At 69.4% G+C, this 24141-nt stretch carries 24 protein-coding genes; 8 read left to right on the plus strand and 16 right to left on the minus strand.

Annotation, left to right across the window (positions count from 1 at the left end):
- Positions 1 to 598: 598 nt before the first annotated feature.
- Complete coding sequence (locus tag JR064_RS11230; RefSeq protein WP_179570444.1) at positions 599 to 1780, minus strand: class I SAM-dependent rRNA methyltransferase; 1182 nt, start codon at positions 1778 to 1780, stop codon at positions 599 to 601.
- A gap of 256 nt (positions 1781 to 2036) precedes the next feature.
- Between JR064_RS11230 and JR064_RS11235 the strand changes: the two genes are divergently transcribed.
- The 4 genes from JR064_RS11235 to JR064_RS11250 all read left to right on the plus strand — a co-directional run bounded on the left by JR064_RS11235 (position 2037) and on the right by JR064_RS11250 (position 6390).
- Positions 2037 to 2990 (plus strand): TerC family protein, encoded by a 954-nt coding sequence (locus JR064_RS11235; protein WP_206229771.1) that lies wholly within the window; start codon positions 2037 to 2039, stop codon positions 2988 to 2990.
- 96 nt (positions 2991 to 3086) lie between these two features.
- Complete coding sequence (locus JR064_RS11240) at positions 3087 to 3875, plus strand: rhomboid family intramembrane serine protease (RefSeq protein ID WP_206229772.1); 789 nt, start codon at positions 3087 to 3089, stop codon at positions 3873 to 3875.
- Positions 3876 to 4241: 366 nt separating this feature from the next.
- Positions 4242 to 5093, plus strand: coding sequence for an acid phosphatase (locus tag JR064_RS11245; protein WP_206229773.1), 852 nt, complete (start codon positions 4242 to 4244; stop codon positions 5091 to 5093).
- Positions 5094 to 5373: 280 nt separating this feature from the next.
- Entirely contained in the window at positions 5374 to 6390 is a 1017-nt protein-coding gene (locus tag JR064_RS11250; protein WP_206229774.1) for a TIGR00266 family protein, read from the plus strand.
- 40 nt (positions 6391 to 6430) lie between these two features.
- Here JR064_RS11250 and JR064_RS11255 read toward each other — a convergent pair whose 3' ends face one another.
- From JR064_RS11255 to JR064_RS11285, 7 genes are all read right to left on the minus strand, one after another.
- The gene (locus tag JR064_RS11255) at positions 6431 to 7168 is read right to left on the minus strand and encodes an HvfC/BufC N-terminal domain-containing protein (RefSeq protein WP_206229775.1); all 738 of its coding nucleotides are present in this window, start codon (positions 7166 to 7168) and stop codon (positions 6431 to 6433) included.
- Positions 7165 to 8001, minus strand: coding sequence for an MNIO family bufferin maturase (bufB, locus tag JR064_RS11260; RefSeq protein ID WP_206229776.1), 837 nt, complete (start codon positions 7999 to 8001; stop codon positions 7165 to 7167). The genes JR064_RS11255 and bufB (JR064_RS11260) overlap by 4 nt, the downstream gene beginning before the upstream one ends.
- A gap of 66 nt (positions 8002 to 8067) precedes the next feature.
- A complete protein-coding gene (gene bufA2, locus JR064_RS11265; protein WP_191826372.1) occupies positions 8068 to 8343 on the minus strand; it encodes a BufA2 family periplasmic bufferin-type metallophore in 276 nt (91 codons plus the stop codon).
- Between the two features lie 86 nt (positions 8344 to 8429).
- Positions 8430 to 8888 carry a DoxX family protein gene (locus tag JR064_RS11270; RefSeq protein ID WP_206229777.1) on the minus strand — a complete coding sequence of 153 codons (459 nt, stop codon included), beginning with the start codon at positions 8886 to 8888 and terminating at the stop codon, positions 8430 to 8432.
- Positions 8885 to 9646: an HvfC/BufC N-terminal domain-containing protein gene (locus JR064_RS11275; protein WP_206229778.1), complete on the minus strand. Its 762-nt coding sequence runs from the start codon at positions 9644 to 9646 to the stop codon at positions 8885 to 8887. The genes JR064_RS11270 and JR064_RS11275 overlap by 4 nt, the downstream gene beginning before the upstream one ends.
- A complete protein-coding gene (gene bufB, locus JR064_RS11280; RefSeq protein ID WP_206229779.1) occupies positions 9643 to 10485 on the minus strand; it encodes an MNIO family bufferin maturase in 843 nt (280 codons plus the stop codon). Before bufB (JR064_RS11280) ends, JR064_RS11275 begins: the two co-directional genes overlap by 4 nt.
- 16 nt (positions 10486 to 10501) lie before the next feature.
- Complete coding sequence (locus JR064_RS11285; protein ID WP_145704495.1) at positions 10502 to 10789, minus strand: BufA1 family periplasmic bufferin-type metallophore; 288 nt, start codon at positions 10787 to 10789, stop codon at positions 10502 to 10504.
- Between the two features lie 498 nt (positions 10790 to 11287).
- Here JR064_RS11285 and JR064_RS11290 point away from each other — a divergent pair, with 498 nt between their 5' ends.
- The 3 genes from JR064_RS11290 (at position 11288) to JR064_RS11300 (ending at position 13627) form a co-directional block, all read left to right on the plus strand.
- Complete coding sequence (locus JR064_RS11290) at positions 11288 to 11851, plus strand: sigma-70 family RNA polymerase sigma factor (protein WP_206229780.1); 564 nt, start codon at positions 11288 to 11290, stop codon at positions 11849 to 11851.
- Positions 11848 to 12489 (plus strand): NrsF family protein, encoded by a 642-nt coding sequence (locus JR064_RS11295; RefSeq protein ID WP_206229781.1) that lies wholly within the window; start codon positions 11848 to 11850, stop codon positions 12487 to 12489. Before JR064_RS11290 ends, JR064_RS11295 begins: the two co-directional genes overlap by 4 nt.
- Positions 12490 to 12598: 109 nt before the next feature.
- Complete coding sequence (locus JR064_RS11300) at positions 12599 to 13627, plus strand: patatin-like phospholipase family protein (RefSeq protein ID WP_206229782.1); 1029 nt, start codon at positions 12599 to 12601, stop codon at positions 13625 to 13627.
- 461 nt (positions 13628 to 14088) lie between these two features.
- Here JR064_RS11300 and JR064_RS11305 read toward each other — a convergent pair whose 3' ends face one another.
- Both JR064_RS11305 and JR064_RS11310 read right to left on the minus strand, forming a co-directional pair.
- The gene (locus JR064_RS11305; RefSeq protein WP_206229783.1) at positions 14089 to 16284 is read right to left on the minus strand and encodes a TonB-dependent siderophore receptor; all 2196 of its coding nucleotides are present in this window, start codon (positions 16282 to 16284) and stop codon (positions 14089 to 14091) included.
- Positions 16285 to 16546: 262 nt separating this feature from the next.
- Positions 16547 to 17026, minus strand: coding sequence for an Lrp/AsnC family transcriptional regulator (locus JR064_RS11310; RefSeq protein ID WP_206229784.1), 480 nt, complete (start codon positions 17024 to 17026; stop codon positions 16547 to 16549).
- 128 nt (positions 17027 to 17154) lie between these two features.
- Between JR064_RS11310 and phhA the strand changes: the two genes are divergently transcribed.
- Positions 17155 to 18045: a phenylalanine 4-monooxygenase gene (gene phhA / locus JR064_RS11315; RefSeq protein WP_206229785.1), complete on the plus strand. Its 891-nt coding sequence runs from the start codon at positions 17155 to 17157 to the stop codon at positions 18043 to 18045.
- Between the two features lie 139 nt (positions 18046 to 18184).
- On the opposite strand, the gene JR064_RS11320 is transcribed toward phhA, so the two are convergent.
- The 6 genes from JR064_RS11320 to JR064_RS11345 all read right to left on the minus strand — a co-directional run bounded on the left by JR064_RS11320 (position 18185) and on the right by JR064_RS11345 (position 24104).
- Positions 18185 to 18811 carry a hypothetical protein gene (locus JR064_RS11320; RefSeq protein WP_206229786.1) on the minus strand — a complete coding sequence of 209 codons (627 nt, stop codon included), beginning with the start codon at positions 18809 to 18811 and terminating at the stop codon, positions 18185 to 18187.
- Positions 18812 to 18866: 55 nt separating this feature from the next.
- Positions 18867 to 19997: a GDSL-type esterase/lipase family protein gene (locus JR064_RS11325; protein ID WP_206229787.1), complete on the minus strand. Its 1131-nt coding sequence runs from the start codon at positions 19995 to 19997 to the stop codon at positions 18867 to 18869.
- 148 nt (positions 19998 to 20145) lie between these two features.
- Positions 20146 to 20802: an RpiB/LacA/LacB family sugar-phosphate isomerase gene (locus JR064_RS11330; protein ID WP_179570404.1), complete on the minus strand. Its 657-nt coding sequence runs from the start codon at positions 20800 to 20802 to the stop codon at positions 20146 to 20148.
- Between the two features lie 194 nt (positions 20803 to 20996).
- Positions 20997 to 21752 (minus strand): 2-dehydro-3-deoxy-D-gluconate 5-dehydrogenase KduD, encoded by a 756-nt coding sequence (gene kduD, locus JR064_RS11335; RefSeq protein ID WP_179570402.1) that lies wholly within the window; start codon positions 21750 to 21752, stop codon positions 20997 to 20999.
- Positions 21753 to 21819: 67 nt separating this feature from the next.
- Positions 21820 to 22674 carry a 5-dehydro-4-deoxy-D-glucuronate isomerase gene (gene kduI, locus JR064_RS11340; protein ID WP_206229788.1) on the minus strand — a complete coding sequence of 285 codons (855 nt, stop codon included), beginning with the start codon at positions 22672 to 22674 and terminating at the stop codon, positions 21820 to 21822.
- 371 nt (positions 22675 to 23045) lie between these two features.
- On the minus strand, positions 23046 to 24104 hold the full coding sequence (locus JR064_RS11345) for a LacI family DNA-binding transcriptional regulator (RefSeq protein ID WP_179570398.1): 1059 nt from the start codon (positions 24102 to 24104) through the stop codon (positions 23046 to 23048).
- Between the last annotated feature and the right edge of the window lie 37 nt (positions 24105 to 24141).

Here is a 24141-nt window from a genome sequence, read left to right on the forward strand (position 1 = left end):
CTCGATCGATGGATGGATCGCGCCTTCCCCCGAAGGGCGCCGGGCGCCATCGCTGCCCGTTGCAACCCGGACGCTGACCAAGCCGCCCGCTACAGCGAATGCCGATATGCAAACCCGAATCGAAATCCGTGCGGCGCTGCCGCCGCGGCGAGTGAGGCGACGGCACCAGATCCCGGCACCTGGCCGAGAGTGATAGCGCTATCACCCGACGGCGCAAACCTAATCCCGCGTGCCGGCGTTTGTCACCGTGCGGCGCAACAAAGCTACGTTATGCCTACATCCGCTGGGATGCAGACCACGATGTAAGCGTTATCAGTGCCGACGTTGCGCAATTCGCGCGGTATGCGATCGACGAACGTCGTTGCCGTTGCGCACGTCGCCGCGCGCCGCAGGCGCGTTGCCGGGTGGGCAATGGCGTGATGCGTGCGATGCAGCGCGGTACGCGCTGTGGCGTGAAGGCGTGGCCGACTCGGCACACGTAGCCGTGCGGGCGCTGATCAGCCCGCAGCAGTGCCAGCGGTGTGTCGGCAACCCGCCCGGCGTGTCCGTGGTAACGCGATCTCGCGGCGCGCGGCGAACGCCGGCGCGCCGCGGCGGCTCAGTTCAGCACGCGGCAGAACACCGCTTTCAGATAGCGCGATTCCTGCACGTGGGCCATGAACGGGTGGTCGGCGCCGGCGCCGGCCACCTTCAGGATCTGGATGGTGCGGCCGGAGAAATACGCGGCGCGGCGCAGCATGTCCAGGAACTCGTGCTCGGCGACCAGGCCGGTGCAGGAGAACGTGGCGAACAGGCCGCCGGGCGCGACCACGCCCAACGCCAACTTGTTCATGTCCAGGTATTTCTTCAGCGCCGGGATCACCTGGTCGCGGTCGCGGGTCATCTTGGCCGGGTCCAGGATCACCACGTCGTAGCGGTCGCCGCGCACCGCGGCATCGCGCAGGTACGGGAAGATGTCGGCCTGCACGAACTTGAGCCGCACGTCGTTGAGTTTGGCGTTGCCCTTGGCGATCTCGATCACGTCCTCGTCGATGTCCACGCCGACCACTTCCTCGGCGCCGCGCACCTTGGCGTAGACGGCGAAGCCGCCGGTGTTGCAGCACAGGTCGAGCACGCGCTTGCCGGCCACCTGCTGGCTCAGCCACTGCCGGTTCTCGCGCTGGTCGGCGAAGAAGCCGGTCTTGTGCGCACCGGCCGGATCGGCGCGGAAACGCACGCCGTATTCGCTGATGATCGCCGGCTCCGGGCGCTCGCCGCTGCTGGACACCGGGCGGTAGTCGAAGCTCTCCTGCTTCTGCACATGCTCCTCGGCGAAGCTGTAGAAGCGCGCGCCGGGGAACTGGGTGCGCAGCGCGGCGTAGATCCAGTCGCGGTAGCGGAACATGCCGGCGCTGAAGAACTCCACCACCAGCAGGTCGCCATAGCGGTCCACCACCAGCCCGGACAGGCCGTCGCCTTCGGCATGCACCACGCGCCAGGCGTCGGACACCGCGTCCAGCTTGAGCACGTCACGGCGCAGCGACACCGCCTCGGCGATCTTGCCGGCGAACCAGGCTTCGTCCACCGGCACCTCGCGATCGATCTCGAGGATGCGCACGGCGATGCGCGAATGGCCATTGTAGAAACCGCGGCCGATCCACTCCCCGTCCACCCCGACCACGTCGACGAGGCTGCCCGGCTTGGGCTTGGCGGCGGGTTTTTCGACCAGTTTCTGGAAGATCCACGGATGGCTGGAGCGCCAGGCGTTCTTGAGGCGGACTACGGGCAGGGGAGTATTCATGAACGCCATTGTATCCGCCCCGATTGACGCCACCGCCGCCAGCCGCAAGAATGGGCGCAGAAGGGGAGTAGCTCCCAACGTTGTCGCCGTCAATTCGAGCCAGCAGGCTCCGGTGCAACGGCAGCCAGACCACCGGCTGCGAGCGAGACCTTCGCCGCAGTGGCGAAGGCATTCCCTGGAACGAACCCCATCGTTTCCGTCCAGGACGCCTCGCCGCCGCGGCCCGAGGTTCAACCTTCACTGACGGGAATTCCCCATGCAAACGATAGGCAACGTGTGGTTGTGGAGCGGTTTCGCGATCGTGGTGATCGCGGCGCTGCTGGCGGATCTGGTGCTGATGCGCCACGGCGGTCCGCACAAGGTCACCTTCAAGGAAGCGCTGTGGTGGAGCCTGGGCTGGATCGGGCTGGCGCTGGCCTTCAACGCCGGGCTGTGGTGGTACCTGCGCGAGACCATCGACGTGGCCACCGGCAACCAGTACGGGCTGGAGTTCCTGACCGGCTACCTGGTGGAGAAGTCGCTGGCGGTCGACAACATCTTCGTGTTTCTGATGATCATGAGCTACTTCGCGGTGCCGGAGGAGCAGCGCCAGCGCGTGCTGGTGATCGGCGTGCTCGGCGCGATCGTGCTGCGCGCGGTCATGATCTTCGCCGGCTCGGTGCTGCTGACCAAGTTCCACTGGCTGCTGTACGTGTTCGGCGCGTTCCTGCTGCTGACCGGCATCAAGATGTGGTTCTCGGCGGGCAAGGAACCGGACCTGGAAGCCAACCCGGTGCTGCGCTTCATGCGCAAGCACCTGCGCCTGACCCCGCAGTACCACGGCAACGCGCTGAGCGTGACCCAGGAAGGCAAGCGCTGGTACACGCCGCTGTTCGCGGTGCTGATGCTGATCGCCATCACCGACGTGATCTTCGCGGTGGACAGCATCCCGGCGATCTTCGCGATCACCACCGACCCGTTCCTGGTGCTGACCTCCAACGTGTTCGCGGTGCTGGGCCTGCGCGCGATGTTCTTCCTGCTGGCGGGCATGGCCGACCGCTTCCACCTGCTGCCGTACGGGCTGGCGATCGTGCTGGTGTTCATCGGCACCAAGATGCTGATCATCGACCTGTACAAGATCCCGGTGCTGGTCTCGCTGCTGGCGGTGGCGCTGATCATCGGCGCGACGGTGGCGCTGAGCCTGCTGCGCCCGGCCAAGCCGGCGCACTGAGGCGCGCCACGGCCGCGGGATTGTCCCGCGGCCGTGGCCAGTCCCTCCCACCGGCGGCGCCTTGCCTTGGACGACAGGCGCCGCCATCCAGGGACCATGGACACCTCTCCTTCGCTCTCCCCGCCCCCGCCTGCCGACGATGCGCAGGCGCAGGACCGCTTCGACCGGGCCCGGATCCTGCGCGCCTTCAACGCCAGCCTCGCGCTGATCGCGGTGTTGGTGGCGGTGTTCGCCAGCCAGGGCCTGTTCGACTGGCGGCCGTGGTCGGTGGGACCGCAGCAGGCCAGCGGCCTGCTCGGGCTGCTGACCGCGCCCTTGCTGCACGGGTCGCTGGAACACCTGGCCGCCAATGCCGGCGCGCTGCTGATCCTGGGCACCCTGGCCGGCAGCGTGTACCCGCGCGCCACCCTGGCCGCGCTGCCGTTGCTGTGGCTGGGCTCGGGCCTGGGCGCATGGCTGCTCGGCGAGCCCGGCAGCCACCATCTGGGCGCCAGCGGCGTCACCCACGGCCTGCTGTTCCTGGTGTTCGTGCTCGGGCTGCTGCGCCGCGACCGCGCCGCGATCGCGGCCAGCATGATCGCGTTCCTGTTCTATGGCGGCATGCTGGTGACGGTGCTGCCGCACGAGGCCGGGGTGTCCTGGCAGTCGCACCTGGGCGGCGCGCTGGGCGGCGCGGTCGCGGCGCTGCTGCTGCGCCACCGCGACCCGCTGCCACCGCGCAAGCGCTACAGCTGGGAAGACGAGGACGAGGAAACGCTGGCGCCGTTGAACGACGAGCTGGAGCCGCCACCGCCGGCGCAGGTGCCGGTGCTGTGGCAACCGCCCCCGGTCCCGCGCGGGGTGGTGTTGCGCTTCCCGCCGCGGCAGGAACGCGACGAGGGCTGAGGCCTCCGCCGCGGGCGTGGCCCCCGCTACGCAGCACGACAGCGGCTGCCTGCCTGCTGCGCTTCCCGGCGCTGCAACATGCGGTCCAGGTATTTGCGGTTGGCGCGCGCTTTTGTAGGAGCGACTTCAGTCGCGACGGGCCTTACCGGCAATGCGTCGCGACTGAAGTCGCTCCCACAGGGTGGCCGCCCGTTTCGGCATGATTGCTGCCGCCCCGGTCCGACACCGCCGCGCGCGCACCGGACGCATCGACCTGGCTGCTGCAGGCAGTACCGCTCCAGGCCCTCCGACCTGCGCCATGGCGGCCTGCCGCGCCACGGCACCGGCCGTACACTGAACGATCCCTCCTCGCCCGCCCGAGATCGCATGCCCGCGTCCCCTGCCTTCCGTTTCCGTTCTGCCGCCCTCGCCCTGCTGGCGCTGGCGCTCGCCGGGTGCAGCACGTCGCCCGCCCGTGCGCCGGCGGCGCCGGCACCGGAGCAGGCCGCGTCGGGCAAGGCGATCGGCTACCTCGCTGCTGCCGCGGTCCCGGCCAGCCTGCAGTTGCTGCCGGCACCGCCGGCCGAGGGTTCGCCCGGGCAGGCGCTGGACCAGGCGGTGAACCGCGAGGCGCTGGCGCTGCGCGGCAGTGCGCGCTGGCACCAGGCCGCGCGCGACGCCGACCTGAGCTTCCCGGCCGGCGCCGGCCAGTTCGCCTGCGCGCTGGGCGTGCCGATCGATGCGCAGCGCACGCCGCACCTGTACACCTTGCTGGAACGCAGCCGCATCGATGCCAGCGCCGCGACCAAGGCGGCCAAGAACCACTACCGGCGGCCGCGCCCGTTCATGCTCAACCAGCTGCCGGTCTGCACCCCGGACGACGAGGACGGGTTGCGCCACAGCGGCTCCTATCCCTCCGGGCACAGCGCCATCGGCTGGGCCTGGGCGCTGATCCTCGGCGAGATCGCGCCCGACCGCGCCGACGCCTTGACCGCGCGTGGCCGCAACTACGGCGAAAGCCGGCTGGTGTGCAACGTGCATTGGCAGAGCGACGTGCTGGCCGGCCGCTTCATGGGCGCGGCGACGGTGGCCCGGCTGCATGCCGACCCGGCGTTCCGCGCCGACCTGGAGGGCGCGCGCAGGGAGATCGCGGACGCGCGCGCGCAGGGCCTGACGCCGGCCCAGGACTGCGCCGCGGAAACCACGACCCTGCAGGTGCGGCCGGAAAGCGCGCTGTAGGCGTGCTGTCGCGGGCATTCCTGGCGCCCGGTCGCGGCTGAAGCCGCTCCTACAAAAGCGTGCGTGTCGCTTGTACCGATCCAGGCATGCTTTTCTGTAGGAGCGGCTTCAGCCGCGACGCGTTTCGATCCAGGGATCGTGCCACTTCGTTTCGTCGCGATTGACGTTGCTCCTGCAGGAAACATTCGGCGAACATCCCGCCCCATGCCTTTGGGCAGATGCGAACCGACCGGGCCGGCGGGCTAGACTCGCCGCAGATTTCCGCCAAGGACCCGCAGCCATGACCCAGTGGTACTTCCTGACCGGCAGCGAGCAGACCCGCTCCGGCCCGTTCGACGACGCCGACGCCATCGCCTTCGCCCGCAACAATCCCACCGCCATGGCCTGGCGCCAGGGCCAGAGCGGCTGGAAGCCGGCCAACCAGATCGACGAGCTGCGCGGCGCGAACGCGGCCAGCCTGCCGCCGGACCTGCCGCCCCCGCCCGGCAGCAGCGGTCGTGCCGACGACATCGACTTCCGCATCGTCGGCCACGAGATGCAGTTCGTGGAGATCGAGCTGGATCCGGGCGAGAGCGCGGTCGCCGAGGCCGGCGCGCTGATGTTCAAGGACGCCGTGGTGCAGATGGACACCGTGTTCGGCGACGGCTCCAACAGCCAGGGCGGCGGGCTGATGGGCAAGCTGTTCTCGGCAGGCAAGCGCCTGGTCACCGGCGAGAGCCTGTTCACCACCGTGTTCACCCACCAGGGCCAGGGCAAGGCCAAGGTCGCCTTCGCCGCGCCGTATCCGGGCACGGTGCTGGCGATGAAGCTGGACCAGCACGGCGGCCGCCTGATCTGCCAGAAGGACAGCTTCCTGGCCGGCGCGCGCGGCGTGTCGCTGGGCATCCACTTCCAGCGCAAGATCATGACCGGCCTGTTCGGCGGCGAGGGCTTCATCATGCAGAAGCTGGAAGGCGACGGCTGGGTGTTCGTGCATGCCGGCGGCTGCGTGGTCGAGCGCGAGCTGGCCGCCGGCGAGCGCCTGGACGTGGACACCGGCTGCGTGGTCGCGTTCCATTCCACGGTGGACATGGACGTGCGCCCGGTCAGCGGCATCAAGAGCATGTTCTTCGGCGGCGAAGGCATGTTCCTGGCCACCCTGACCGGCCCGGGCAAGGTGTGGCTGCAGTCGTTGCCGTTCTCGCGCCTGGCCGGACGCATGTTCGCCGCCGCGCCGCAGGGCGGCGGGCAGAACCGCGGCGAAGGCTCGGTGCTCGGCGGCCTGGGCCGGATGCTGGACGGCGACAACAACTTCTGAGCCGTGCCGGCGCGGTCGCGGCGGCGCAAGCGTGCGCCACTTACGCCGGTGCGACCGCCTCCAGCAGTTCGTCGCGCAACCACTGCTCCAGCACCTGCCCGATCAGCGCCGGATCATCGCCAGGCGCGTGCCGGCACAACACTCCGAACGGAACCCCGGCGAGCGCATCGCGCAGCATGCGCGCCTCCAGCGGCGACATGCTCTGGAAATAGGGCGACAAGCCCTTGCGCCAGACCCGGATCACCATCGTCTCTGGCAGGCGTACCGCAGCTGGCGGTGGGGTCCCTTCGGACAGCGCCCGCCAGATCATAGCGGCATTGCTGCGCATGCCGCGCCGGCGCAAGGTGGGCACGAAGCGCAGGCGCGCCTGCTCCCAGTCCACGCCGGCCAGTGACGCCAGCGTCACCGGCGCCGCGTCGGTCCCATCGAAGGCGCGGCGCAGGGCCAGGTCGAGCCAGGCCAGGTCCTCGATCTCCGGGCGCTCGGGATGGCACACGGCCAGGTGCGCGCCGAACCGATCGCCGTAGGCGCCAAGCGACCAGGCCGACGGCGGATGGCTCGCCACATAGCAGGCAGCGGCGGCATCGAACGCGGCCTCGCCCAACCAGGCCAAGGTCTTAGCGTAGGTATCGCGCAACGCATCGCCCAGCTGCGCACTGTAGGCGTGCCGGTACACGCGCAGGCCCGGACGCTGACGCGCGTCCAGCCAGGCATCTGCGTCGGCCGCGGGGTCACGCAGCCAACCCGAGAAGCGACGCTGCAGTTCCAGCAGGCTCATGCGGCCGCGCGTACCGCGCTGGAGGCGATGTCGCGGGCGATCTGAAGTTCGTCCAGCAATTCGGCCAACGGCGGTATCCGGTCGTCGCGCTCGATCATGGTGGCCACCGCACCGATGCGCTGGCATACCCTGGCGTAGAGCGCCCAGACCGGATCGCATATCGGCTGGTCGTGGGTATCGATCAGCAACTCGCGGCCCTGGCTGTGGCCGGCCAGGTGCACCTGGCGCACGCGGTCCCAGGGCAGCGCATCCAGATAGGCCTGCGGGTCGGCACCGTGATTGCTGGCGCTGACGTAGACGTTGTTGACGTCGAGCAGCAGATAGCAGCCTGTCCGCGCGCATATCTCACGCAAGAAGTCCGCTTCGCTCATGCTGGCGCCCGAGAAGGCCAGGTAAGTGGAAGGATTCTCGAGCAGCAGCGGCCGTTCCAGCACGTCCTGGGCGTGGGCGATGTTGGCGCAGACGACGTCCAGCGCTTCGCCGTCGTAGGGCAGCGGCAGCAGATCGTGCGCGTTGAACCCGCCGACCGCGCTCCAACTGAGGTGATCGGAAACCCACAACGGACGCACGCGCCGCGCGAGGCGCTTGAGCCGCAGCAGATAGTCGCGATCGAGCCCATCGGCCGAGCCCAGCGACATGGACACGCCGTGCAGCGCCACCGGGTAGCGCTCGCGCACGCGGTCCAGCACGTGCAGCGGCCGGCCGCCGGCGACCATGAAGTTCTCCGAGATCGCCTCGACGAAATCCAGCGCGGGCGGTTCCTCGAGATAGAGCGGATAGTGCGGCGGGCGCAGGCCCAGCCCGAAGCCGTGGAAAGGGGCGATCGTGTCCATCTGGCGCAAGGTCTCGTGCGTCGTCCCGGCCGGGCGCGCGGCGCCGGCCGGAACAGGGGCGTCGCCTCAGGCGGCGGGTGCGGTCAGCGAGCCGCCGGCCGACGTGCACTGCTTCACCGTCACATCCTTGAAGCCCTGGCCCTTGCACGCGTTCTGGCCCTTGCACTCGTGGCTGCCGGATTTGCAATCGGACTGGCCCTTGCAGCTGTTGATGCCATAGCAGGCGACGAGCTTGGCATCGCCCTTGGCGGCGGCGCTGGCGGTAGCGGGGACGCTGGCGGCGGCGACGGCGAGCAGGGCGGCGGTGGCGGCGAAACCGGTGACGGTACGGGTAGCGATCATGGACGTTCCTCGGGGATGGACAGATGCCGAATTGGCAGCGGGTACTTCGCCGCAAGCGTCGCTGCGGTTACAGCGCGCTGCGCGTGTCAGGCGATGCGCAACACACGGTCCAGCGATAGCGTGCCGGCGCCGCGCACCAGCAGATACGACAACAGCGCGGCCCAGCTCAGGTGCGTGGGCCAGGCATCGGGATAGACGAAGATCTCGATCACCGCGGTCATGCCCAGCAATGCCAGCGCCGACAGGCGCGTGCACAGGCCCAGTATCAGCAGCAACGGGAACAGATGCTCCGCATAGGTGGCCAGGTGCGCGGCCAGTTCCGGCGGAAGCAGCGGCACGCGGTAGTCCTCGCGAAACAGTGCGTAGGTGCTGTCGGTGATGGTCAGCACGCCGCTGACCTTGGTACGTCCGGACAGGAAGAAGATCGCGGCGATCGACAGCCGGAACAGCAGGGCCAGCGCGGAGTGGCCGACCCGCTGCGACAGCGCGGCGGCGAGACGATTCCACGCTGTGCGCGGGTCCGAAGAAGCGAGAGGGGGCGTCATGGAATTCCTTGCGTGGAAGAAAGGTCGAGGGAAGAAAACGCGCCGGCGCGCAGCAGCGTGGCGAACGTGTCCGCCAAGGCCAGCGCCGGCTCGGCCTGCTGCGCCCGCGCTGCGGCGGCCTGCAGCGTGACGCCGCCGCGGCAGGCCTCCAGCAGCGCGCAACCGCCCAGGCCCAGCGCCTGCCGATGCACCTGGCCGCCGTGCCGCAGCAGCAGCGCGCCTTCGCCGCGCCACGCAAGTTCGGGCACCGGCGCCGCATCGCGCTGCGCGCACCAGATCGCGTACACCGGCAGCGCCTCGAACCAATGCCAGCGCGCGCTCGGATGCACGGCCACGCGCGCGCCGGCCAGTTGTTCGCGCGGCAAGGCGGCCACGGCCTGCGGATCGAGTACCGCGGCATCGGCCGCGACATGCGCCTCGCGCCAGCTGCGATCCAGTTGCGCCACGCCCGGCAGGTAGGGCAGTTGCCGGGCCTCGGGAAGCGCGGCGAGAAACGCATCGAAGTCGTCGCCGTAGTTCAAAAGGCGCACATCGTCGGGTGGGCAGCGGCGGGCATAGGCACGCGCCGCCTCCTCGAACCATGCCGCGCCCACCAGCCGCTGCACGCTCGGAAAATTCGCCTGCAGCGCGTCGATGCAGGCACGCAGCACGGTGTTGCGATAGATGCGGAATCCCGGTTGCGCCGCCAGGCCGCCGGCGTCGCCATCGCCGTACAGCGCGCGCGCGAAGCCGTCCTGGAACTGCGCCAACGCATTCATGCCGCCCACCGCCGACGCGTCGCGGCCCGCTCCAGCAGCCGTTGCGCGCGATCGCGCTCCAGCAGCAGCGCATCGAACGCGGGCACGTCGCCATCGCGCTCGATCAACGTCGGCCGCGGCCCGGCGAGGTCCAGGAAATGCGCGTACAGGTCCCAGACCGCGTCGTCCACCGGCGCATCGTGCGAATCGATCAGCAGGGTCCGCTCGTCCGCCGCATCCTCGGCATGGCCGGCCACATGCACTTCCACCACCGCATCGGCGGGGAAGGCGTGCAGGTAGGCGTAGGCGTCGAAACCGAGGTTGTGCGCGCTGACATGGACATTGTTGATGTCCAGCAATAGCCGGCAGCCGCTGCGGCGTACCAGTTCGGCCAGGAACTCCGGTTCGCTCCACGCGTGCCCGGGCAGCGCCAGGTAATGGCTCGGGTTCTCGATCGCCAGGGGGCGGCCGAGCGCCTCCTGCGCCTGCTGGACATTGCTCACCACGCGCGCCAGCGCCGCGGCGCTGCGCGGTACCGGCAACAGGTCCGGATGGTAGCGGCCGCGCCAGACCGACCAGGCCAGGTGCTCGGACACCTGCCACGGCCGGACCCGCTCGGCGAGCGCGGCCAGACGGCGCAGGTGCCGCGCGTCCGGGTCGGCATCGGCCGCCAGCGACAGCGATACGCCGTGCAGCGACAGCGGGTGGCGCGCGGCGATCGCCTCGAGCCAGGCGAGCCGCGGCCCGCCCTGGACCAGATAGTTCTCCGGGTGCACCTCGAACCACAGCCCTGGCGCAGTGCAATCCAGCGCCTGCGCGTAGTGCTGCGGCTTCAGGCCGATGCCGGCGCCGAGCTGCATGGCCGCGGCGCCGCGCTCAGGCGCCGACCGGGGTCAGCGTGCCATGGCCCTTCGGCGTCTTGATGCCGACGCAGGTGCCGGCCGGCACATTCTTCCAGGCGTTGCCTTGGTAGTCGCGCTTCGACGTGCCCGCGCAACTGGTCCCCGCGCCGGCCTTGCAATCGTTCTGGCCGGCCTTGGCGATGCCGTAGCACTTCTCCATCGGCTTGGGCTGGGCAGCGGGATCGGCGCCCTGAGCCATCGCGGCTCCGGCGACGAGAGCGGCCAGGGTCAGGGCCGCCGTTGCAGCGTTGCGTACGTTCATGAGAATGCTCCTGCGGAAAAGGGAAGGGACGGACCGGGCCGCGAGTGCACGCGGCGGCCGGAACCCTTCTGCATTCGCGGCGAACGCCGCCGCGGTTACAGCCGGTCGCCGATGCGGGCGAAAAAGAATGAAGGCGGCGTCGGCTGTAACCGCCGCCGCGGATGCGGCGAACTACCGCTGACATGACCATAGACGGGGAAGCAACCGTGAACAGCCAGATGCCGGTGGCGGCCGTGGACGGACGGGCTGCGCCTGCAGCGCGATCCGTCGCGGCGGCGGGCGCGTGCGTTGCCCGCCTTGCACGACCGGCTGCGGCGCCTGGCGCTGCCTGGCGGCGGCAGCGATGACGGGCGGGCACGGGGGGCCGGTCCTGCGGCCAGGACAGCGCCGTCGTATCCTGCCTGTCCGGCGTCCGCCAGGCCGCCCTGGAGAACGCCGCATGTCCGTCCTCCGCCGTTCCCGCCGCGCCCCTCGCCCGGCCGCCGGCCGCGTGGCGCAATGAGCCGCCTGGACGCGCTGCAGGCGGTGGAGGTGCGTCTGCGCCTGTTGTTCGTGGCCGGCCTGGATGGCAACGCGCGCGACTACCGCGCCTTCCTCGACGAACTCAGCGCCCACTTGCGCGGCTTCCTGCGCCGACGCCTGACCCACGCGCCCGATGACGTGGAGGACATCTTGCAAGAGACCCTGCTGGCCATCCACAACAGCCGCCACACCTACCGCCGCAGCGAACCGTTGACCGCGTGGGTATATGCGGTCGCCCGGTACAAGCTGCTGGACTTCTACCGGGCGCACGCGCGCAAGCGTCCGCTGCAGCTGCCGCTGGATGACGCCGACGACCTGTTCGCGCATGCGGACGACGCTCCGGCGCACGCACGCCATGAGATCGGCCGGCTGCTGGAACAATTGCCGGACCGGCACCGCCTGCCGATCGTGCACGTGAAGCTGCAAGGCCTGTCGGTCAGCGAGACCGCCAGGCTGACCGGCATGTCCGAATCGGCGGTCAAGATCGGCGTGCATCGCGGACTCAAGGCGCTGGCGCTGAAGATCAGGAGTACGACATGAAGACCGATGAGCTGATCGCGCTGCTGGCGCAGGAACCGCTGCGCGTGGACCGGCATGTCTCCGCCCGGCGGTTCGCACTGGCACTGCCGTGCGGGATGCTGGGGGCGCTGCTGCTGGCGGCGGCGGTGTTCGGTGTCCGCCCGGACCTGGCCGCGGCGGCCGCCGATCCGGCGTTCTGGGCGAAGCTGGGCTTCGCCGCCTGCATGGCCGCCGGCGCCGGCCTGGCGACCTGGCGCCTGGCCACGCCGGGGCGGCGGGTCGGCGCAGCCGCCATCGCGATCGGCGTCCCGGTCGCAGCGGTGTGGATCGCCGCCATCGCCGTGCTGTGGACGGCACCGGCGGACCTGCGCCTGCCGTTGCTGCAGGGCCAGAGTTGGCACAGTTGTCCGTTCAACATCGCGCTGCTGTCGATTCCGACCTTCGCCAGCGTGTTCTGGGCCTTGCGCGGACTGGCACCGACCCGCCTGCGCGCGGCCGGCGCCGCTGGCGGGCTGCTCGGCGGCGCGCTGGCGACCATGGCCTATTGCCTCCATTGCCCGGAGATGGCGGTCCCGTTCTGGGCACTCTGGTACGCGCTGGGGATGGCGCTGCCGACCGCGCTCGGCGCCGCGCTCGGCCCGCGCCTGCTGCGCTGGTAGCCGGCGGCTCCGCGTGCGCCAGCGTGCATGACCTCCGGTCGTGGGCGGTGCAGGCCGATCCCGGTATGCTCGCGCCGGCTCCGCCCTCTCCTTCCACGACGCCGCATCCATGACCGCCTTCCGTTCCCCGCGCCTGCTCCTGTCCCTGTCCCTGTTCGGCCTGCTCGCGGCGTGCGGCGGCGAGCCCAAGCCGGCGCCGCCGGCACCGGTGGTGGTGGGGCCGGCACCGACCGCCGCGGCCAAGCCGCTGCGCATCGGCATCGCCCTGGGCGGCGGCGCGGCCAAGGGCTTCGCCCATATCGGCGTGATCAAGATGCTGCAGGCCAACGGACTGGAGCCGGTGGTGGTGTCCGGCACCAGCGCCGGCAGCGTGGTCGGCGCGCTGTACGCCAGCGGCATGGACGCGTTCCAGATGCAGCAGGCCGCGGTGGCGCTGGACGAGACCAGCATCCGCGACATGCGCCTGTTCTCCGGCGGCCTGGTGCAGGGCCAGGCCCTGCAGGACTATGTCAACGCCCAGCTCAAGAACCGCCCGATCGAAAAGCTAGGCAAGCCCTTCGCCGCGGTGTCCACGCGCCTGGAAGACGGCGAGCGCACCGTGTTCGTGCGCGGCAACGCCGGCCAGGCGGTGCGCGCCTCCAGCAGCATTCCCGGGGTGTTCGAGCCGGTGACCATCGGCAAGTTCCATTACGTGGACGGCGGCGTGGTCAGCCCGGTGCCGGTGGACGCCGCGCGCCAGCTCGGCGCCGACTTCGTGGTCGCGGTGGACATCTCCAGCAAGGCCAGCGGCAAGAACCCGGCCGGCATGCTCGGCATCGTCAACCAGTCGATCGCGATCATGGGCCAGCGCCTGGGCCAGCAGGAGTTGGCGCGCGCGGACATCGTGATCCGGCCCAAGGTCAACGACATCGGCGCCGCCGATTTCGCCCAGCGCAACGCCGCCATCCTGGAAGGCGAGAAGGCCGCGCTGGCGGCGATGCCGCAGATCAAGGCCAAGCTGGCGCAGCTGCAGCAACAGCGCGCGGCGGCCGCCGCGGCCGCGGCCAAGGCCGCGCAACCGGCGCCGCCGCCGTGCGAACCGCGCTCGCGCCTGGGCCGCCTGATCGGCCGCGACGATCCGTGCAAGGAACAGAAGTGAGCTAACCCCTCTCCCACCGGGAGAGGGGTTGGGGTGAGGGTACGGCGCGAAGCGGCTCGCGGAGTTGGGTACACGAGGCTGCGCCCGTACCCTCATCCGCCCCTTCGGGGCACCTTCCCCCGAAAAGGGGCCATGGTCCCGAGGGGAGAAGGAAACAAGCCGCTAGCCCCTCTCCCACCGGGAGAGGGGTTGGGGTGAGGGTACGGCGCGAAGCGGCTCGCGGCGTTTGGGTACACGAGGCTGGCCCGTACCCTCATCCGCCCCTTCGGGGCACCTTCTCCCGAGGGGAGAAGGGAACAGCCGACTAGCCCCTCTCCTCCCGGGAGAGGGGTTGGGGTGAGGGTACGGCGCGAAGCGGCTCGCGGCGTTTGGGGTGCACGAGGCTTCGCTCGTACCCTCATCCGGCCCTGCGGGCCACCTTCTCCCGATGGGAGAAGGAACAGCCACCGCCTTGCCGATCCTCAGTAGCGCCAGCGCAGGGTGAAGCTGACGAAGCGCGGCTCGCCGTAGTTCTGGTAGTCCAGGTTGGCCCAGTACTTCTTGTCCAGCGCATTGCGCACCGCCAGCGTCGCGGTCCACTGCGCGCCGAGCTGGTAGTTTGCGTTGAGGTGCACCAGCGTGTACGCGTCCTGCACCACGGTGACCGCGGTCTCGGCGCCGCTGCCGTCGCCGACCGGGCGCGGGATGTTGTAGCCGCGCACCGCGCTCTGCCAGCTGAGCCCGCCGCCGATGCTCAGCCGCTGCCAGGCGCCGGGCAGACGCAACTGCGTGGACAGCTGCAGATAGTCCTCAGGCAGGTTGGCGTAGATCGCGTCGGTCGGCGCACGCGTGACCTTGGCGCGGGTATAGCCGGCGTTGAGCGTCCAACCCGGGCGCAGCTCGCCGTTGAAGTCCAGTTCCCAGCCGCGGCTCTTGGTGCCGTCGATGCCGATGTAGGCCGAACTGCCGTCGGGCAGCGAAGCCTCGGGCTGGCTCATGTCGCGCACCGCGTAGTTGTCCTGGCGCGCCTCGAACAGTGCGGCGCCGAGCAGCGCGCGGCCGCCGAACAGCGTGGCCTTGAGGCCCGCTTCGCGGTTGGATCCTTGCACCGGCGCCAGCAGGTTGTTGTCCTTGTCCTTGTAGTTCTGCGGATTGAAGATCTCGGTGTAGCTGGCGTAGGCCGAGATGTCCGGAGTGAGCGCGTAGACCAGGCCGACGTAAGGCGTGACTTCGTCGCTGACCCGGTAACGCCCGCTGGTGCCGGTGTAGACGCCGCTGGCGTTGAAGTTGTGCGTGCGCGTCGTCCACGAACTGAGCCGCGCGCCGGCGATCAGCGACAGCGGCTTGGCCAGGCGCAGGCGCGTGGACGCGTACACGCCGCGCTGGGTGGTGCGGGCCACGCGCGAGGCGCCGGTGCGCGCGTAGGTGATCTCGGAAATGTCGCCGTCCCAGTCGTAGACGTTGGGAATGTAGTAGCAGCGCTCGCGCCCGCACGTTGCCCAGTCGCCGGGATAGCGCAGCGCCAGGGTGGAGGCGGTCGACTGCAGGTCCTGCCAGCTGCCGCCGACGACCAGGTCGTGGTCGCGGCCGAACAGCGGGAACGAACCGGACAGGTATACATCCGCGCCGTCGCGCCTGTCCGTGGTCTCGCCTGCGGCGGCGCGCAGGTAGATGCCGCTGCCGTCGCGCGTGTCCGGATAGCCGCTGCCGTACACGCGCAGGTTGCGCACGTCGCCGTCGGTGCGGGCCAGGTTGACCTTCAGCAGCCAGTCCTCGCCGAAGCGCTGCTCCAGATTGGCGAAGGCGGTATGCGTGTCGCGCTTCCAGTACGCCCATTTCGGCGCCAGGTTGGTCGAGCTGGGCAGGTCGGCGAAGGAGCCGGCGGCGGCGAAGTACGGCACCGTGCCCCAGGTCGAGCCGACCGGATCGTTGTCCTGGCGCTGGTAGCCGACGGTCACCGTGGTGGACTCGGTCAGGTCGCCTTCCAGCACCGCCATGCCCGACATCTTCTGCTCGTGGTAATGGTCGTAGTAATAGTCGCGGTCCTGCCAGGCGGCGACGAAGCGGCTGCGGAAGCGACCATCGTCGGTAAGCGGCGCGGTCACATCGGCCTGGGTGCGGCGGAAGTCCCAGCTGCCGGCGCTGGCCGCGAACGACGCATCGAAGGTCTTGCCGGGGCGCTTGCGCAGCATGTTGACCGTGGCCGAGGGAATCCCCGCGCCGCTGAGCAGGCCGTTGGCGCCGCGGATCACCTCGACGCGGTCGTAGAAAACCATGTCGTATTCCTGGTTGGTGGAGCCGCTGTAGGTGGGCAGGCCGTCGACCTGGAAGTCGGTGATCTGGAAGCCGCGCGCGAAGTACAGCGGGCGCTGCGTGTCGTAGAAGGACACGTTGACGCCGGTGACGTTGCGCAACACGTCGTTGATGCTGAACAGCGATTCCTCTTCCAGCCGCTGCAGCCCGAGCACGCTGACCGACTGCGGCGTCTCCTGCAGCGTCAGCGGCAGCCGCGTGGTGGTCGATGGCTGCGCGCGGGTGGGGCTGCCGTTGACCTCGACCTTGTCCAGCGTGGTGGGCTGGCTGGCGTCGGCCTCGGCGGCGCGCAACGGCACGGCGGCGGCGGACAGGATGGACAGCAGGGCGAGGTGCAGCAGGTGGCGCGGAGCGGAGCGGGTCATGGAATCGGCGTCGTCGTTGGGCGGCGGCACCAGCGCTGGCGCACCACCGGGAAAGGGAGAGGAAGCGGACGGGCGCAGACGGGCTCCACGGCACGGATATCCGGCATGGCTGGCCCAGGGACGGGGCTGGCGGGATCGAGCGGGGAGGCGCTGGCCGGTTGCGGCCGTCGTAGACGCAAATGTAAATCGTTAGCAACAACTTAACAAGCGTTGTCACACTTCGACACGCATCCGCCGTTGCCCGGGCGGCCCGGACGCAGGCTCAGCCGCGCGGCAGCGGCAGGCCGGCGAAGTCCTTGACCGTGCGCAGCACGAAGCTGGAATTGACGTCGGCCACGCCGGCGGCGTTGAGCAGCTTGTCCAGCAGGAATGCGGAGAAATGGGTCAGGTCGCGCACGTACACGTGCAGCAGGTAGTCCATGTCGCCGGTCAGCGCGTGGCAGGCGACGACCTCGTCCCAGCCCTGCACGCTGTCGGCGAAATGGGCGATGCCGGATTGCCCGTGCTTTTCCAGCTGCACACGCACGAACGCCTGCAGACCCAGGCCGATCGCGCCGGGCACCAGCCGTGCGGCATAGCCGGCGACCACACCGTCTGCCTCCAGCCGCTGCACCCGGCGCAGGCAGGCCGACGGCGACAGGTTCACCTGCGCGGCCAGTTCGGCGTTGCTGGCCCGGCCCTGACGTTGCAGGAGCGCCAGCAGGCGCAGGTCGGTGCGGTCGAATAGGGCCGATTCGGTCATTTATTGCTCTGCAGCATGGGTTCTCTGCAATAATCTTGCGCGCAACCGCTGGAATCGCGCAACTTCGCAAGCTCATTGCGTGGCCTGGCGCCTACCATCGTCGGTATCCCTTTCCGGAGCCGCCGCCCATGGACACCGCCCCGCGCCGCGTCGAACACCAGCAGACCGACAAGGGCTACGTGCCGGTCTACACCACCGCCGTGGTCGCGCAGCCGTGGGACAGCTACAGCGCCGACGACCACGCCACCTGGGGCACGCTGTACCAGCGCCAGCGCGAATTGCTGGTCGGCCGCGCCTGCGACGAATTCCTGCAGGCGCAGGACGCGATGGGCATGAGTCCGCAGGCGATCCCGCGCTTCGAGCAGCTCAACGAGGTGCTGGGCGCCGCCACTGGCTGGACCCTGGTCGGGGTCGAAGGCCTGCTGCCGGAACTGGATTTCTTCGACCACCTGGCCAACCGCCGCTTCCCGGTGACCTGGTGGATCCGCCGCCCCGAGCAGATCGACTACATCGCCGAGCCGGACCTGTTCCACGACCTGTTCGGCCACGTGCCGCTGCTGATGAATCCGCTGTTCGCCGACTACATGCAGGCCTACGGCCGCGGCGGGGTGAAGGCGCACGGCATCGGTCCGGACGCGCTGCAGAACCTTACCCGCCTGTACTGGTACACGGTGGAATTCGGACTGATCGCCAGCGCCGACGGCCTGCGCATCTTCGGTGCCGGCATCGTCTCGTCCAAGGGCGAATCGCTGTACGCGCTGGAATCGGCCGCGCCCAACCGCATCGGCTTCGACCTGGCGCGGATCATGCGCACCCGCTACCGCATCGACACCTTCCAGAAGACCTACTTCGTCATCGACAGCTTCGAACAGCTGATGCAGGCGACCGCGCCGGACTTCACTCCGCTCTATGCGACGTTGGCCGACCAGCCGCACCTGCCGGCCGGCCAGGTACAGCCGGAGGACCGCCTGTTCCACGCAGGCAGCGGCGAAGGCTGGGCCGACGGCGGCGATGTGTGAGCGATGGCGCTTGCGTCGTGCCTCTGTGCGGCGCTGTGGCACCACACCAAAGAATTCTGGCGCTGGATGCAGCTCGACCTGATTAGGCCCAAGCGGAAATCTGATCGTTCGGACCGTCCCTCGGAACGTCTCCTGCGACTCAGGGCAGCCCGATCCAGTTCTTGGATGCCATTGCGTCGAGCAGCGGAAAGGAAAGCGCCTTCAGCTTGTGGCTGGAGGACGCTGCCTGCACCAGTTCCGCAAGGCTTTTCCTGTATGTGGCGATGACTTTGAACAACTCGTAGACCTGCTTGTCCTCGATCTTCTTTGCGGGGTCCCTCGCGATTTGCTCAAGAATCCTGGCGGTCGAATATTGAGGGATCTGCTGCTTGAGCGAACACCAGAGCAAGATGGCTCGATAGACCTCCTTGTTCAATGGATCGATGCTCGCCGCTGAGAGGCCGGCAGCCGAAGAACTGCTGCCGGTTCCAGGGGAAGGCGCGCCCTGCGGTGCTGCGAACGGAGTGAACGCCTCGGGCATCACCTGGCCGATCCGCTGCAGGAATTGTTCGGCGCAGTCCTTGCCTACCGAAAACTGTCCTGCATCGGTGGGCCGGGTATTTGAGGTGTAGGTGAATACGATCTGCTCGTCCGACAGCTCGCCGCAGCATCCTTCGATCGTGGCTCCTGGTGCGATTGCGAAGCGACCGATCGCCAGCAATGTGTACTCGCGGACGATCCTGGCTTTGTTCGCGTCGCCGCGGCAGTCGTTCTTGTTGATCGGCATAGCAGATTCCCGTTGTTGCGTGTCGCCGCTTCATACCAGCATGGCGCGCTTGTCGCTACTCCGACGCCACCGGATAGGCCAGCATCACCACCAGGTCCTCCTCCCCCACCTGCTGCAGCGCATGCGTGCTGCCCGGCCGCGTCAACAGCGCGTGGCCGGGACCGACGGCATACTGCTTGCCGTCCAGCGCGTACAGGCCGCGGCCGCTGACGATGTAGTAGATCTCGTCCTTGTCGTGCAGGTGCAGGCCGATGCCGGCGCCCTTGTGCAGCACGCGCTTGCGCAGCACGAAGGCCAGGCCGGGGGCGTCGGCGAAGAACGGATAGGCGGTGGTTTCGCCTGGCCCGCCGTGCGGGCCGGGTTGCGTGCGGGCGAGCTCACGTTCCTGCAGCACCAGCGATGTCGACGACGTCGATTGCGCGACCGGCGAATGCGCTGCCGCCGCGCTGCCGGCCGGCATCCCGCAGTCGATGTCGCGGCGCAGCTGCGCCTTCAACGTCGGCTGCAACGCCGCCCAGTCGCGCACCACCAGGCAGGCCACCGCGGCCGCGCCGGCGTGGCTGAAATGGGTGCCGTCGGCCTTGCCCTGTTCCGGCACGAACAGGAAATACGGCCTGGCCGCCTGCTCGCCCAGCGCGCGGATCCAGGCGCTGCTGCTGGCGTTGAGATCGATCAGCGCCACCTGCTGCTCGGCGGCCAGGCGCTGCATCGCCTGGGTGTACAGCCCGTGGGTGTCGAGCAGGGAACCGAAGTCGTACAGCAGGCGCGCGGCGGGGGTGAGCAGGATCGGCGTGGCGCCCTTATCGCGGGCCAGCGCCACGTAGCGCGCCAGGAACTGCGGATAGGCCTGCTGCGGATCGTCGTAGCGGCTGGGGTCTTCGACCTTGGCGTCGTTGTGCCCGAACTGGATCAGCAATACGTCGCCGCGACGCAGGTCCTTGGCGATCGCGTCGAGGCGGCCCTCGGCGATGAAGCTGCGCGCGCTGCGCCCGCCCTTGGCATGGTTGCGCACCTGCCAGGCGGCCGGATCCAGATAGCTCTGCAGGGCCTGGCCCCAGCCGGCCTGCGGCGCGCGCTCGGGGCCGTAGTCGGCCGCGGTGGAATCGCCGGCGATGAACACGCGCTGCGGTTCGGCGCAGGCGCTATCTGCGCAGAGCAACAGCAAGACGGACAAGAGCAGGCGCATGGTGGGCTCCGGTGCGCGGTGTCCGCGCTTGCGCCGCCGCCGCTGTCACGGCGAGCGGGGCGAGGCAGTAGGGAAGCACGGTGCGGGTCGCTCAAACCGCCGGCCCTCACCCCCAGCCCCTCTCCCGCGGGAGAGGGGCTTGATGCGGTCAGGCCGCGGCGGCTTCCGGCTTGCCCAGCACGCCGGCGACGAAGGCGCGGATCTCCGCGTCCTGCGCGTTGTCGAAGAAGCACTGCTGGAAACGCGCGCCGCCGACCGCCTGCTTGACCAGTTCCGGATCGAGCGCGCGCAGGCCGTCCAGGTAGGACTTGGCGGTGGCCTGCTTGACCTGCGCCAGGATGCCGGCGTTGGCCTGCTGCGATTCGCGGCGCTCGGCCGGATAGCCCATGCCGCGTTCGCCGCTGAAGGCCTTCTCGAAGATGTAGCGCACGTTGATCTCCGCGCCCCAGCCGTAGCCCTTGGCGAAGGCCAGCGCCAGCGCGTTGCCGTTGTTGACCTGGGCGAACAGGTAGGCGTCGGTCGGCTCGATGCAGTAGCCGCAGAACACGCCCGGGTAGGCGTTGAGCGACATCATCGCGCCCTGGCCGGTACCGCAGCCGGCGACGACGAAATCGACCGCCTTCGAATTCAGCAGCAGGCTGGCGACGATGCCCAGGTGGATGTAGGTCAGGCGGTGATCGTTGTCGCCGTCCATGCCGACGTTGAACACGCTGTGGCCCTGTTCGCCGGCCACATCGGTGAGCTGCTGCAGGATCACCGGGTTTTTGCCGGCCTGGCTGAACTCGTTCATTAGTGCGATTTTCATGGGTGTCTCCGATTGCGGGGGAAGAGTGTTGCGTGTGATCGATGCGGTGCCTGCGGTACCGACCTTCATTTGCATCTGGTTGGTATGCGTGCGGGCCGACCCTCATCCGCCCTGCGGGCATCTTCCCCCAAAAAGGGGGCCATGGTCCCGCAGGGAGAAGGGAGGAGCGTCGGCTGCAGCGGCACGTGCTTGGCTCAGCGCGCCAGCCAGCCGCCGTCGACCGGGATGACGGTGCCGTTGACGTAGTCCGAGGCGCTGCTGGCCAGGAACACCGCGGTGCCGCCCAGGTCTTCCGGCACGCCCCAGCGCCCGGCCGGGATGCGTTCCAGGATCGACTGGTTGCGCGCGGCGTCGGCGCGCAGCTGCGCGGTGTTGTCGGTGGCCATGTAGCCGGGCGCGATGGCGTTGATGTTCAGGCCCTTGGCGCCCCATTCGTTGGCCAGCAGGCGGGTGATGCCGGCGATGCCGGACTTGCTGGCGGTGTACGAGGGCACGCGGATGCCGCCCTGGAACGACAGCATCGAGGCGATGTTGATGATCTTGCCGCTGCCCTGGGCGATGAAGTGGCGGCCGGCGGCCTGCGACATGAAGAACGCGGACTTGATGTTGACGTTCATCACGTCGTCCCAGTCCTGCTCGCTGAAATCCACCGCGTCGGCGCGGCGGATCAGGCCGGCGTTGTTGACCAGGATGTCGAGGCGGCCGAGGCCGGCCAGGGTCTCGTCGAGCACGCGCTGCACCGGCTCGATGCTGATCAGGTTGGCCTCGATCGCGACGAAGCGGCGACCCAGCGCCTTGACCTTTTCCTCGGTCTCGGTGGGCGCCTGGATGCCGGCGGCGGCGATGTCGGCGCCGGCCTGCGCCAGCGCCAGCGCGATGCCCTGGCCGAGGCCGGTATTGGCGCCGGTGACCAGTGCGACCTTGCCTTCGAGACTGAACGGATTCGTCATTGCGGGTGCTCCCTAGAGTGATGCGGATACGGTGGCGGGCGGCGGCGCAGGTGGCGCGCGCGGCGGCTTACTTGAGCTGGCAGATGTCCAGCACGTGCATGTCGGTGTAGTCCAGGTTCTCGCCGCCCATCGCCCAGATGAAGGCGTAGTTGCTGGTGCCGGCGCCCATGTGGATCGACCACGGCGGCGACACCACCGCCTCGTCGTTCTGGATCACGATGTGGCGCTGCGCGTCGGGCTCGCCCATGAAGTGGTAGACGCGGTCGTTGGCGCCCAGGTCGAAGTAGAAATAGACCTCGCTGCGGCGGTCGTGCAGGTGCGGCGGCATGGTGTTCCAGACGCTGCCCGGTTTGAGCACGGTCAGGCCCAGCAACAGCTGCGAGGACTGGCAGGTGGCCGGCACGATGTACTGGTAGATGGTGCGCTCGTTGCTGGTCTCCAGCGCGCCGCGGTCCAGCGCCACCGCATCCTTGATCGACAGCTGCCTGGTCTCGAAGCGCGCATGCGCCGGGGTCGAGGCCAGATAGAACCGGGCCGGGTTGGCCGCGTCGTCGGAGGCGAAGCTGACCTCGCTGCTGCCCATCGCCACGTACAGCCCGTCCTTCGGTCCCAGCGCATAGGCGGCGCCGTCCACGGTGACCGTGCCGCTGCCGGCGCCGACGTTGATCACGCCCAGCTCGCGGCGCTCCAGGAACGGGTGGCCGGCGGCCGAGGCCGGTTCGGTCTGCTGCGGCAGCGCCACCGGCTTGCTCACCGGTGCGGCACCGCCGAGCACGAAGCGCTCGTAGTGGGTGTACTTCAGCGTGACCGCGTCGGCGACGAACAGGCCATCGAGCAGGTACAGCTCGCGCAGCTGGTCGTTGCTGGCGCCCTTGATGGCGTCGGGATGGGTGGCGTAGTGGGTCTTGCAGTACAGGGACATGGGGATCTCCGGGGCAAGCAGGGACACGCGGCAGCCCGCATGAGGGCATTCTAGCGGCTCTGGTAAACCGGTGTCATTGCGCAGTGCACGAAAGGCTGGGATTCGGGATTGGGGATTCGAGGCCAGCGGCGGAGAGTTTGGACGGGCAATCGGTCGGCGCCGCGCGCCGCTGGCGCTCACGGACACGGCGACATATCGGGCAGGCCGATCTTCTTGGCGACGATTGCTGCATCCCGTCTGGAGCAAAGCCCCCTTTGGTAAAGGGGGCGCGCCGAAGGCGCGGGGATTCGGCAGGCTCGGCGCCGGGGCCCAAGGTTCTGCAACGCAGAACCTTGGGGGCACCTGCCCGCGCAGCGGACAGGTGCCGCGCTTCAGTCTTCCGGCGGCTGGCAGGAGTCGCGCACGATCAGGTGCGGACGCACGCTGGCGATCGCCAGCGCCGGGGTGCCTTCGGGCTGGATCAGCATCGCCGCGGCGGTGCGGCCGGTGTCGCGGGTGTGGCGGCGCACCGAGGTCAGCGACGGCCACAGGCGCGAGGCCAGCGGGCTGTCGTCATAGCCGATGATCGACAGCTGGCGCGGGATGTTGATGCCGGCGCGCAACGCGACCTTGTACACGCCGGCCGCCATCTCGTCGTTGCCGGTGAAGATCGCGCTCGGGCGCTGCTTGCCGAGCAGCAGTTTCTCGGCCGCGGCCACGCCGGATTCGAAGGTGTAGCCGGCCTCGACGATGCGCTCCGGCGGCAGCTCGATGCCGCGCCGGGTCAGCGCGTCGATGAAGCCGGCGGTGCGCTCGTGCGCGGAGCGGTAGGCACTGGGACCGGTGATCAGCGCGATCTCGCGGTGGCCCAGCGACAGCAGGTAGTCGGCGGCTTCGGCGGCGCCGTCGCGGTCGTGGGTGACCACCATCTGCGAGGTCTCGTCCAGCGGCAGCGAGGCGATGCGGGTGTAGCGCACGCCGATGCCGGCGAGCATGTCGGCCAGCGCCTGGTCTTCCGAGGCGCGCGGCACCAGGATCACGCCATGCAGTTTCTGCTGCTGCACGAAGCGGCGCACGCCCTCGATGTAGCCCGGGCTGCGGCTGTCGCAGGGATGCACCACCAGTTCGAAGCTGGAGCCGCGCAGCGCGTCCAGCGCGCCGTACTGCATGTCCACGATGTACTGCGCGGTCGGGTTGTCGTAGACCATGCCAATCAGGAACGAGCGCCGGAACGCCAGCCCGCGCGCCAGCGGATCCGGCGCGTAGCCGACTTCGCGCATCAGCGCCTCGACCTTCTCGCGCGTGTCCTTGCGCACCAGCGGCGAGTTGTTGATGATCCGCGACACCGTTTTCTTCGAGACCCCGGACAGGCGCGCGATGTCGTTGATCGTCGCGGCCTTGCCGTGGACGGAGGCGTGGACATCGGCGGAAGGGGGTTTGCTCGGCGCCATGGACGGAAAACCGGACGGAAGAGGACGGATTCTACCG

This window comes from Xanthomonas bonasiae (assembly GCF_017163705.1).
GTDB classification, from domain to species: Bacteria; Pseudomonadota; Gammaproteobacteria; order Xanthomonadales; family Xanthomonadaceae; genus Xanthomonas_A; species Xanthomonas_A bonasiae.